Origin of the sequence: Faecalicoccus sp., from assembly GCF_036552745.1 — a bacterium.
In the GTDB taxonomy this organism is placed as follows: domain Bacteria; phylum Bacillota_I; class Bacilli_A; order Erysipelotrichales; family Erysipelotrichaceae; genus Faecalicoccus.
This window is the reverse complement of sequence record NZ_JAXKBY010000026.1, coordinates 1-10,330: the sequence shown is the minus strand read 5'-3', so window position 1 is coordinate 10,330 and position 10,330 is coordinate 1. Positions and strand designations below refer to the sequence as shown.

General features: G+C 40.7%; 15 protein-coding genes. All 15 read left to right on the top strand.

The window, feature by feature from the left end; genetic code table 11:
* Positions 1-1,017: DUF975 family protein (locus U0M88_RS01395; RefSeq protein ID WP_331868666.1), on the top strand; the 1,017-nt coding region annotated here is incomplete at its 5' end.
* A 10-nt stretch (positions 1,018-1,027) separates the two neighbouring features.
* On the top strand, positions 1,028-1,354 hold the full coding sequence (locus tag U0M88_RS01390; protein WP_117445268.1) for a DMT family transporter: 327 nt from the start codon (positions 1,028-1,030) through the stop codon (positions 1,352-1,354).
* 119 nt (positions 1,355-1,473) lie between these two features.
* On the top strand, positions 1,474-1,767 hold the full coding sequence (rpsF, locus tag U0M88_RS01385) for a 30S ribosomal protein S6 (RefSeq protein WP_022789972.1): 294 nt from the start codon (positions 1,474-1,476) through the stop codon (positions 1,765-1,767).
* Between the two features lie 14 nt (positions 1,768-1,781).
* Positions 1,782-2,273, top strand: coding sequence for a single-stranded DNA-binding protein (gene ssb / locus U0M88_RS01380; RefSeq protein WP_117445269.1), 492 nt, complete (start codon positions 1,782-1,784; stop codon positions 2,271-2,273).
* A 17-nt stretch (positions 2,274-2,290) separates the two neighbouring features.
* The gene (rpsR, locus tag U0M88_RS01375) at positions 2,291-2,521 is read left to right on the top strand and encodes a 30S ribosomal protein S18 (RefSeq protein WP_003864783.1); all 231 of its coding nucleotides are present in this window, start codon (positions 2,291-2,293) and stop codon (positions 2,519-2,521) included.
* 54 nt (positions 2,522-2,575) lie between these two features.
* A complete protein-coding gene (locus U0M88_RS01370) occupies positions 2,576-3,439 on the top strand; it encodes an energy-coupled thiamine transporter ThiT (protein ID WP_331868665.1) in 864 nt (287 codons plus the stop codon).
* A 2-nt stretch (positions 3,440-3,441) separates the two neighbouring features.
* Entirely contained in the window at positions 3,442-5,415 is a 1,974-nt protein-coding gene (locus tag U0M88_RS01365) for a DHH family phosphoesterase (protein ID WP_168965708.1), read from the top strand.
* Complete coding sequence (rplI, locus tag U0M88_RS01360; RefSeq protein WP_117445272.1) at positions 5,393-5,842, top strand: 50S ribosomal protein L9; 450 nt, start codon at positions 5,393-5,395, stop codon at positions 5,840-5,842. Before U0M88_RS01365 ends, rplI begins: the two co-directional genes overlap by 23 nt.
* Positions 5,843-5,844: 2 nt before the next feature.
* Positions 5,845-7,197: a replicative DNA helicase gene (gene dnaB / locus U0M88_RS01355; RefSeq protein WP_331868664.1), complete on the top strand. Its 1,353-nt coding sequence runs from the start codon at positions 5,845-5,847 to the stop codon at positions 7,195-7,197.
* On the top strand, positions 7,187-7,927 hold the full coding sequence (locus U0M88_RS01350; protein ID WP_117445274.1) for an MBL fold metallo-hydrolase: 741 nt from the start codon (positions 7,187-7,189) through the stop codon (positions 7,925-7,927). The genes dnaB and U0M88_RS01350 overlap by 11 nt, the downstream gene beginning before the upstream one ends.
* A 143-nt stretch (positions 7,928-8,070) precedes the next feature.
* A complete protein-coding gene (gene upp / locus U0M88_RS01345; RefSeq protein ID WP_022789979.1) occupies positions 8,071-8,691 on the top strand; it encodes a uracil phosphoribosyltransferase in 621 nt (206 codons plus the stop codon).
* Entirely contained in the window at positions 8,692-8,868 is a 177-nt protein-coding gene (locus U0M88_RS01340; RefSeq protein WP_117445275.1) for an AtpZ/AtpI family protein, read from the top strand.
* Positions 8,861-9,223 (top strand): ATP synthase subunit I, encoded by a 363-nt coding sequence (locus tag U0M88_RS01335; RefSeq protein WP_321035465.1) that lies wholly within the window; start codon positions 8,861-8,863, stop codon positions 9,221-9,223. The genes U0M88_RS01340 and U0M88_RS01335 overlap by 8 nt, the downstream gene beginning before the upstream one ends.
* 5 nt (positions 9,224-9,228) lie before the next feature.
* Entirely contained in the window at positions 9,229-9,933 is a 705-nt protein-coding gene (gene atpB / locus U0M88_RS01330) for a F0F1 ATP synthase subunit A (RefSeq protein ID WP_117445277.1), read from the top strand.
* 17 nt (positions 9,934-9,950) lie between these two features.
* Positions 9,951-10,196, top strand: a complete 246-nt coding sequence (atpE, locus tag U0M88_RS01325; protein ID WP_117445278.1) for an ATP synthase F0 subunit C — start codon at positions 9,951-9,953, stop codon at positions 10,194-10,196.
* The last annotated feature ends 134 nt before the right edge of the window (positions 10,197-10,330 follow it).

The following is a 10,330-nucleotide window of genomic DNA, read 5'->3' as shown; positions in this document are numbered from 1 at the left end:
GGGCATAAATGGGAGTGCTGTAAGCTGGAATTGTCTTTTCTTGGCTGGGATATGTTATCGGTGTTGACTCTGGGGTTGACCGGTATCTTTTACAGCGCACCGTATAAGGCTTGTGCTATGGCTGAATACTATGTCTATGTGCGCCAATGCAGCTTAGAAGCAGATTTATCATATCAAAAGTTTTTTAAGGATACCTATTTGTATAGACCGGCCATACCATCGCTTTTACAACAGGCCTATCCGGAAGGCATTCGCATGCATCAAAAGCCAAAGTCGCTGGGTGGCATACGGGGGTTTCTGGTAAACTGGTTTGGAATTTTATTGAAGAATGGAAAAGAAGAAAGGGAATATGAAAGAGCCAATCATCGCTTTTTACAATATGCGTCTTTAAAAAGGGAAATTGAAGGCTTACAGTATCCGACAAGATTGTTTCATATTCCGGAAACGGAAAAACGAAGTCGACTGGCATTGCTCGATCCCTTACGTGATTACAATATCTGGTCTTTGATTTTGATGTTTTTTATTTTTTCTGGAATTGGATGGCTCTGGGAAGTCAGTCTGCATCTAATCACCGATGGTGTTTTTGTCAATCGCGGTGCTTTATATGGCCCATGGCTGCCAATTTATGGCTCCGGCGGTTTACTGATCTTAACTTTATTAAAGAAGTTTAGAACCAAACCGGCGTTGACATTCGTACTGATCCTTGTCGTATGTGGTATCTTGGAATACATGACCTCTTATGTCATGGAAATGAATACAGGCTTAAAATGGTGGGATTACACCGGTTATTTTCTCAATGTGAACGGTCGTATCTGTGCCGAAGGTTTACTGGTTTTTGGTATAGGCGGCATGGCCTTTATTTATGTGCTGGCGCCGGTATTTGATGGCTGGATTCAGAAAATCAGACCGCTTGTCTTAAAAGCCATCTGCAGCTTATTATTGTTTGTGTTTATCTGTGATTCTGTTTATGCCCATTTTGTTCCCAATGCCGGCGAAGGAATCACGGATTATGAATAGGAGTTATTGCATGGAATATTTATTGTTGGGGATTGCGATCGTTTTTGAAATCTTAGCCAGTTCGATGCTGCAGTCATCGGCCGGCTTTACCAAGTTAGGACCATCGCTTGCCTGTATCTTGTTTTACTCGATTTGTTTTTATGCGTTTTCCAAAGCGCTGTTAAAGATCAATCTATCAATTGCCTATGCTTCCTGGTGTGCCATTGGCATTGTCGCAACTACGATCATTTCCATCTGTATCTTTAATCAGAAAATGAGTGCTGTCGGCTTTTTAGGGATTGTATTGATCATCATCGGCTGTGTTTTATTGAATTTATATGGAAATCCGCATGGATAAGACAATTTTGAAATTATTTGCTTGCATGCGATGACTTGACATGCTATTATGACAAAGCAAGTTTGTGCTTGCCCTGTATCTGTTTGACAGATACCGTAGTCCAAAGGGAGGTGTACAGAATGAAAAAATACGAAATCATGTACATTGTAAACGCATCTTTAGATGAAGAACAGTTCAAGGCTGTTCAGGATCGTCTGCACGCTACGATCACTTCTAACGAAGGTACGATCGATAAGGTAGATGACTGGGGAATCAAAGATTTTGCGTACGAAATTGACCACATGAAAAAAGGTCACTATGTCGTAATCAATGTTACTTGTGGAAATGAAGGAATTTTTGAATTCCAGCGTTTAGCTCGTATCAGCAACAACGTTATTCGTATCATGGTCGTTAAGACACAAGGCGAAGAATAAAAGAGGAAATCGATATGATCAATCGTGTCGTTTTAGTAGGAAGACTTACAAAAGATCCGGAATTGAGAAAAACACAGAGCGGAACCAGCGTTGTCAGCTTTTCACTGGCTGTCAATCGCCGCGTACAGACGCCGGGACAACCGGATGCAGATTTTATCAACTGTGTCGCATGGAACCGTTTAGCGGATCTGATGTGTCAGTATCTTCATCGTGGTTCTTTGATTGGTGTGGAGGGTCGTATCCAGACACGTAACTATGAAAACAATCAGGGACAAAGAGTATATGTAACGGAAGTCGTTGCGGATAATGTTCAGTTCTTGGAACCGAAAAATACGCAGCATGCACAATCCAATGCTTATGGAGCCAATACATATGCACAACCGCAGGCTGCCATGGATCCATATGGGCAAGCGGCATCTTCTATGCCGGCTGCACAAGATCCATTTGGTGCCGATTTTGACGCAAATGATACACTGGATATTTCCAGTGATGATTTACCATTCTAATAGAAAGGAAATGAGTTATGGCTTTTAAAAAACAACGCATGGGTCGTAAAAAAGTTTGTTACTTCACAAAGAACAAAATCAAAGAAATCGACTATAAAGATGTTGAATTATTAAAACGTTTTATCAACGCAAACGGAAAGATCATTCCTAGACGTGTAACAGGAACACGTGCCAAATACCAGAGAATGCTGGCTACGGCTATCAAACGTGCACGTCAGATGGCTTTATTACCATATGTAGTTGACTAAGGGCTTTGTTTAAAGTCCTTTTTTTTATTGGCATAATAGATTAAAATAAGCTATATGAAAACTTCATCAATTACAAAAGGTGCGATGTGTGTCGCTATTTACGGATTACTATTGCTTTTAAATCAACAAACCGGACTGATGATCGAAGCCAGTTTGAGCTGGGTCTTTATCATGCCAATCCTATTGTACAGTGCCTCGCAAGGTGTTCGTGCCGGTCTTGTCACGGGAATATCCATGGGTCTTTTAAGCTTTTTGTTTGGCTCCTTTACGACCTGGTTTTACAGTTGGAGCGCTCTTTTGATCGGCTATTTGTATGGTGTCGGTGTTCATCAACAGTTTCGCCATCGCACCAACTTTTTTCTATGTTTTATCTTTTCTACCGCAACCTATATTGCCATGGTGTATCTATGGGCTGCCTTGTTTGGTTTAGATTTACATGCGGATTTTGATGCCATTGCTTCCTGGATCTCCTTTATTGATTTTCAGGCATTCTGTGCTTTGTTTGTACTGTTTATGGGCTTTTTACAGGCACTTTGTGTACATTTACTGGCAATTTTATTGTGTAACCGACTGCATATTCCTATACGGGATATTGGCTCTTTAAAACAGATTCATGGCAATTCGACCTTTGGTATGATCAGTATCATAGTTTGGCTGTTGTTCTTTTTTGGACAAAATGTGTTAGAATATCCTATATGGCAAACGGGATTACAAATTTGTTTTTTTGTCGATTGCATGCTGCTAAGCTTTTTTGGAGCTGTGGTCTTGATTGACTACGGGATCCGTCATAACATTCGAAAGTTTAGCTTCTTTGCGATTATCGGTGTCGTCATACCCGTTGTCAATTTAATTTGGATCTTTTTAGGCGAACTGGATTGTCTTTTTGCAATCCGCAAGAATTGGGATTTGAGAGGTTGATCATGAAACAGTTTCATAAATGGCGTTCTTTATTTGGCGCAGCAGCTTTGATTTGGATCGTTTTGGAAGCCATATCGATTCTTAATGGATATTATTTTAGTGCCGGTTTTTTACTGTTGTTAGTTTTAGTGTTTGGAATCCCGTTTTTGGGATTTGTCAAAGATATTCGCGATTATGGGGTCAAGACCGAAGTGGATATTTCCCGTGTTTTAGGAAAAGATGCCAAGGAAGCCTTATCGTTTGGCGGTGTAGGAATCTTAACGTATAATAATGAATATGTTGTGACATGGGCTTCGGACTACTTTGTGCAAAAGGGGATCGATCTGGTCAATAAAAAGCTGACAAGCTGGATCGAACAGATTCGCATTTTGTTTGATGAGGATGTGGATGTGATTCGTGCTGAATACCAAGATACGGTTTATGAGATCACAAGAAAGCAGGACTCCCAGCTTTTATTTGTCAAAGATATTACCCGACTGGATGCTCTGGAAAGAGAAGTCAACGAGAATCGTCTGGTCGTGGGCTTGGTTCAGCTGGATAACTATATGGAGTATCAGTCTTATGAAAACGAAGAACTGATGGCGCATATCAACACGCAGCTTCGCAGTCCGGTCGTTACCTGGGCACAGGATAATGGTATCTTGATTCGTCGTTTGCGCAGTGATCGCTTTATCCTTATTTTAAATCAGGAGATCTTTAAACGCATTCGTAAACAGAATTTTTCCATTCTGCAGATCATTAAAGATAAGGCCAATCATATCGGTGTATCGATCACTTTAAGTATGAGCTTTGCCTATGGTACTAATGATTTTAAACTGTTGGATACAACGATCAATGAATTGATTGAATTGGCACAGTCACGCGGAGGCGATCAGGCAGCCATCAAGGATGTCAATGGTTCTGTTGAATACGTGGGCGGCAATTCGGAGATGAGTTCAGCACGTTCAAAGGTGCGTGTGCGCATTCTTTCGCAGACATTACAGGACGCGATGAAAGAAAGCGATGAGATTTATATCGCCGGTCATATCATGTCTGATTTTGACTGTATGGGCGCCTGTTTAAGTATTTCAAGCTGGGCGCATACTTTAAAGAAGAATGTTTATATTGTCTTAAAGGATGTGCCAAGAGATGCCCAGCTTCAGTCTGTCATGGATCACTATATCAAGGTCATGAAGGAACGGCATGTCTTTATTACACCGGAGCAGGCAAGAGAACGCATGGATTTTGCCAAGGATCTGCTTGTGATGGTTGATCATGGAATCCCGGCCATCAGCAGCGCCAAAGAATTTGTGGAAGAATGCCAGAGGGTTATTGTAATCGATCATCATCGAAGAAATGAAAACTTTATCCGTCATGCGATCTTAACGTATGTCGAAAGCAGTGCTTCTTCAACGTGTGAATTGATCGTGGAGATGCTGCAGAATATTCCGGATCATGTGCCAATCTTTGAAGCCGAAGCAACTATCATGTATCTGGGAATCTTAGTTGACACCAATCGCTTTAAAATGCATACGGATGCCAGAACCTTTGAGGCGGCAGCAGCCTTAAGTACATGGGGAGCCAATGTGAAGCTGGCCGAAAAAGCATTGTGTGAAGATTATGCCCACTTTACGCTCAAACATAGTCTGATCCAGCTGGCAAAGCCTTACATGGATCATTTTATGATTGTATGCGAAGAAGAGAAAAAAGTGGATAAAACAACGTTGGCACAGGTCAGTGAAGCCTTATTGTTGATCAAAGGATGCACGGCAAGCTTTACGATTGCCCGCAGTAATGAGGACGATGCGCCGACTTGCTGCAGCGCCAGAAGCGATGGTACCTTTAATGTACAGAAGGTCATGGAAAAGCTCTATGGAGGCGGTCATTTCAGTGCGGCAGCCTCATCGACCAAAGAGTTAAGTCCACAGGAATACAAACAAGCTTTATTAGAAATAATCAAGGAGGAAACAAGTCATGAAAGTCATCCTGTTGAGTGATGTAAAAAAAGTAGGAAAGAAAGATGATGTCGTTGAAGTCAGCGATGGTTACGCAAGAAATTTTCTGATCAAAAGAAAATTGGCGGTTGCTTATACAAAGGGAAGCAGTAAAATTTTAGACGAACAGTTGGCGATAAAAAAAGAACATGAAGCACAGTTGAAAAAGGAAGCTGAAGAGTTAAAGAAAAAGCTGGAAACGATGAAGTTGGAATTTTCTTTAAGTGCCGGTAAGGAAGGACAGGTATTTGGTTCGATCTCCACGAAGCAGATTCATCAAGCCTTACAGGAAAAAGGAATTGAAGTCGATAAACGTAAGATAAAGCTGGATGTTCCGGTATCCAGTTTAGGGACAACCAATGTAGAAGTGGATTTATATAAAGGCCAGGTTATAGGCACGATTCATGTCCACGTTTCACAGAAAGGGTAATTATGGCAAGAGAACTGCCAAATTCAAAAACATTAGAGCAGGCACTTTTAGGATCTTTGATGGTGTATCCTTCTGTAATGCAGGAGTGTAATGATCTAGATTTACAGCCGGAAGAATTCTATCTTCCTTCTCATCAGCGTTTATTCAGCTGTATGCAGGAAATTACCCGAAATGGACAGCCGGTTGATTTGAATTTGATCATCACACGATTAGCGGATAAGGAAGAACTGGATAGTGCCGGAGGAACAGATTATATTCTTTCTTTGGCGGATAGTGCCATCAGTAGTGCCAATACGCGTAATTACATTGAATCGATCAAAAATACAGCCCAGCTAAGAAGATTGATCTTTGCGGCGGAAAAGATTTCTAATGAATCATACGATGCCAGTGAAGATATCGATACGATCTTAGATCAGGCAGAGCGCGGGATCATGGATGTGACAAGAATGCGACGAGGTTCGGAATTTGAGTCGTCACAGACGGTCATTCATCGTGTCATGGAGCAGCTGATTGAACTGCGCAGTAAAAAAGGCGTGACCGGTATTCGTACCGGTTATACGGACCTGGACCGGATCACTAATGGTTTTCAGCGTGGCGATCTGATCATTCTGGCGGCTCGTCCGGCCATGGGAAAGAGTGCATTGGCATTGAACTTTGCCAATGAAGTCGCTAAACTCAACGAGGGAGCTGTGGCTATCTTTTCGCTGGAAATGCCGGCAGATTCTTTAATGAAGCGTTTGTTGAGCTCGGAATCACAGGTGGCTTCCAATAAACTGCGGGATGGAAAACTAAGCGATGTCGAAATGTCCCGCTTAAACTTTAGCGGCAGCCAGTTAGGGGAAAGAAATATTTTTATCGATGATACCAGCTCGATTAAAGTTTCACAGATCTTTTCCAAATGCCGAAAGCTAAAGACGGAATATAATAGTCTTTCTTTGGTCGTAATCGACTACTTACAGCTGATTACCGGAACCAGAGCTGATTCCAGGCAACAGGAAGTATCCGATATTTCGCGAAATTTAAAAATTCTTGCCAAAGAGCTGGATTGTCCGGTCATAGCACTTTCACAGTTAGCGCGTAAGGTGGAAGAGCGTAACGATCATGAACCGCAGCTATCGGATTTGCGTGAATCAGGATCCATCGAGCAAGATGCGGATATCGTTATGTTTATTTATCGTGAAGATTATTATAAAAAGGAGCAGGATGATCAAATTCCGGAAGATACATCAATCGTGGATCTCTCTTTGGCTAAACATCGAAACGGTGCTTTAGGAAAGATCAAGCTTGTGTTTGAAAAGAACATTTCTCGATTTACCAACTTTTCCAATCAAGGTGGCGATATTTATGAAGGTTGATTTGTTGTGCTCCGGTTCCAAAGGCAACAGCTGCCTGGTGCGAACACAAAGATCTTCAATCGTCATTGATTGTGGTTCAACCAAAAAGTATTTGATGGCAAGCCTGCAAAGCGTTTCTCAGGATATTCAAACCTTAGATGCTTTGTTGGTTACACACAGCCATAAGGATCATATTTCGCAGCTTAAACATTTTGAGCATTTGCCAATCTACAGCTATTGTGATCTGGATGTGCAAGATCATCGGTGCATCAAGCCATTAGATCGATTTATTATTGGAGATATGCAGATCACAGTCATCGGGTTAAGTCATGATGCACCCAATACTGTGGGCTATGTGATCGAAGACGGATGCCAAAAGCTGGTTTATATAACGGATACAGGGTATTTGCCAAATCATGAAAAAGCGTATTTAGAAAATGCGGATCATTATATCTTTGAAAGCAATCATGATATGGAAATGCTGATGCATACCGCAAGACCGATGTTTGTCAAACAACGGATTCTTTCAGATTCCGGTCATTTGTCTAACGAAGATGCCAGTCACAATATTACCAGTCTTATTAATACGAAAACCAAAAATATCGTGTTGGCGCATTTATCACAAGAGGCCAATGTTCCTGAGCTGGCTTTGGATGTATTAAACGATACCTTCTTAAAGAAGGATTTACGATCATCAAATCTACGAATTCAGGCGGCTCCGCAGTTTGGGATCGTTTCCATAGAAGATTAAAGTATCTGTTTTTAGGATGGATACTTTTTTTGATTGTAAAATAATTTAGATAACCTAAATTAAAATTCTATAAAACATGTGGTTTTTCGTTTCAAATTAAAGTTGGATAATGTTATAATCGGAGAAGTGAGGTTGGTGAAATTATGTTAACAGTATTTGATCATCCGCTGATCAAGCATAAATTAACAGTTATGCGAAACAAAGAAACAGGAACAAAAGATTTTCGTCAGAACCTAGACGAGATAGGTGGCTTGATGGTCTATGAGATCACAAGAGATTTGCCGTTAAAAGAGGTCGATATCGAAACACCGATTTGTGCGTATAAGGGAAGTACGCTGGCCAAAGAGGTTGTGATCGTACCTATTCTTAGAGCCGGACTTGGTGTTGTCAATGGAATTCAAAATTTGATTCCTACGGCCAAGGTTGCGCATATCGGTATGTATCGTGATGAAGAGACGCTAGAACCGCATCCATATTTTGAAAAGTATCCAAGCTGTATGGAAGATGCCTATGTCCTAATTGTTGATCCGATGTTGGCAACCGGTGGCTCCAGCATTGCGGCCATTGATATGGTCAAACGTCAAGGCTCTAAAAACATCAAGCTGGTATGCCTTGTCGGAGCGCCGGAAGGGGTAGCCGCTGTGGAAAAAGCACATCCGGATGTAGATATTTACCTGGCCAGTTTAGATGATCATCTGAACGAAAAAGGATATATCGTCCCGGGACTGGGGGATGCCGGAGATCGTATTTTCGGTACGAAGTAGATGAAACCTTTAGCGTTTTCGGGAGTGTTTTTAGTAAATTTATTATTAAGTATATTTGTAGGTTATCAGATAGATTGTCGATTGCAGACTACACCTGTTTTTATTCTTATAGGGTTATCCTACAGCATTATCGGATCTATCTATCTGTTGATTCATAGGGCGAAAAATCATGAATGAAATTCAGGTCATGTCGAAGAAAATTATAGAATGGTCAGTGTTCTTTACAGCTGGTGTTTCTATACTTGCAGGTATTTTCTTTCAAGATATTAAAGTTGTTCTTGGCATCATTCTTGGTCAAGTGATAGCTCTTGTAGGGTATCTGATGATTGTTAGAATGGCTTTATCGCTTGGAACGGATGAAAAAGCAGGAAAAAGTCAGGGGATGACAGGATATCTTGTACGCTACCTACTCTATGCTTGTTTTTTTGGATTTGGGGCCTATACTGGTCTTTCTGTGATTGCGCTGCTTATTGGCTTTTTATGTCATAAAGCAGCTATTCTACTTTATGCATACCAACAAAGAAAGGATTGATAAAAATGCCTGAAATCAGTGCGTTAGAAATACACTTTGGTTCTTTTACGTTGGAGATTCAACAATCCATTTGTGTATGGCTTGGGCTTTGTATTTTGTTTTCTATATTTTTTATTGTAGCAGGTAAAAAGATTGAGAGAGCGGATCCGACAAAGGCAAGCAAAGGCATTGTATATGTTTGCGAGGAAGCTTTAAATCTTGTTTTATTCGTGGTGAAGACAAATTTAAGGGAAACAACAAAAAAATATATTCCTTTATTCGGGACTTTGATACTAATGATGCTTGCATCAAATCTTATTGGCCTGATAGGCCTGCAAAATCCCACCAGTAATGTAAGTTTTAATGCCACGTTAGCCATTACCATGTGGCTTATGATACAGGGCAATGCGATCAAAAAAGGTGGTCTGGTTGCTCGTATGAAAGAATTAACGGAACCCATGGTGTTGTTGACACCACTCAACATTATCGGAGAATTGGCTTTGCCAATATCTTTGACGATGCGTTTATTCGGGAATATTTTGGCCGGAAGTATCATTACGATGCTTGTATATACATTAATTAAGCTTCTTATGCCGTGGGGTGTTTTAGGCTTAGCTGTTACACCGTTTCTGCATATGTATTTTGATATTTTTTCCGGTGTTATACAAACGTATATCTTTTTTACATTATCGTCGTTCTTTTTAGGACAACAAGTATCCAATGAGGAATAATGAAGGAGGAAACTAAAATGGAATTTAATGAATTTTTTGTACAAGGTATGGCTTTATTAGGAGCTGGTATTGCGATGGTTGCAGGACTTGGACAAGGTATTGGACAGGGTATTGCGGCCGGTAAAGGTGCAGAAAGCGTTGGCCGTAATCCGGAAGCTGCCAGTAAAATTCAATCAATTATGGTATTAGGTATTGCCTTAGCGGAAACAACTGGTATTTATTCATTAGTTATTGCGATTCTTTTGATCTTTATTAAGGGATAATCTTACGTGGTGAAAAGGTATGGATAGTTTCAATATTGATAACTATCTGCGAATTTCTTTGACGGATGTTGTACTTGTTTGTATTTCTACATTTTTAATTGTCCTGATTGCCAAAAAATTCTTTTGGGATAAGC

Coding starts and splice junctions, on each gene's coding strand:
- U0M88_RS01390 (WP_117445268.1), top strand. CDS start 1,028: ATGGAATATTTATTGTTGGGGATTGCGATCGTTTTTGAAATCTTAGCC.
- rpsF (WP_022789972.1), top strand. CDS start 1,474: ATGAAAAAATACGAAATCATGTACATTGTAAACGCATCTTTAGATGAA.
- ssb (WP_117445269.1), top strand. CDS start 1,782: ATGATCAATCGTGTCGTTTTAGTAGGAAGACTTACAAAAGATCCGGAA.
- rpsR (WP_003864783.1), top strand. CDS start 2,291: ATGGCTTTTAAAAAACAACGCATGGGTCGTAAAAAAGTTTGTTACTTC.
- U0M88_RS01370 (WP_331868665.1), top strand. CDS start 2,576: ATGAAAACTTCATCAATTACAAAAGGTGCGATGTGTGTCGCTATTTAC.
- U0M88_RS01365 (WP_168965708.1), top strand. CDS start 3,442: ATGAAACAGTTTCATAAATGGCGTTCTTTATTTGGCGCAGCAGCTTTG.
- rplI (WP_117445272.1), top strand. CDS start 5,393: ATGAAAGTCATCCTGTTGAGTGATGTAAAAAAAGTAGGAAAGAAAGAT.
- dnaB (WP_331868664.1), top strand. CDS start 5,845: ATGGCAAGAGAACTGCCAAATTCAAAAACATTAGAGCAGGCACTTTTA.
- U0M88_RS01350 (WP_117445274.1), top strand. CDS start 7,187: ATGAAGGTTGATTTGTTGTGCTCCGGTTCCAAAGGCAACAGCTGCCTG.
- upp (WP_022789979.1), top strand. CDS start 8,071: ATGTTAACAGTATTTGATCATCCGCTGATCAAGCATAAATTAACAGTT.
- U0M88_RS01340 (WP_117445275.1), top strand. CDS start 8,692: ATGAAACCTTTAGCGTTTTCGGGAGTGTTTTTAGTAAATTTATTATTA.
- U0M88_RS01335 (WP_321035465.1), top strand. CDS start 8,861: ATGAATGAAATTCAGGTCATGTCGAAGAAAATTATAGAATGGTCAGTG.
- atpB (WP_117445277.1), top strand. CDS start 9,229: ATGCCTGAAATCAGTGCGTTAGAAATACACTTTGGTTCTTTTACGTTG.
- atpE (WP_117445278.1), top strand. CDS start 9,951: ATGGAATTTAATGAATTTTTTGTACAAGGTATGGCTTTATTAGGAGCT.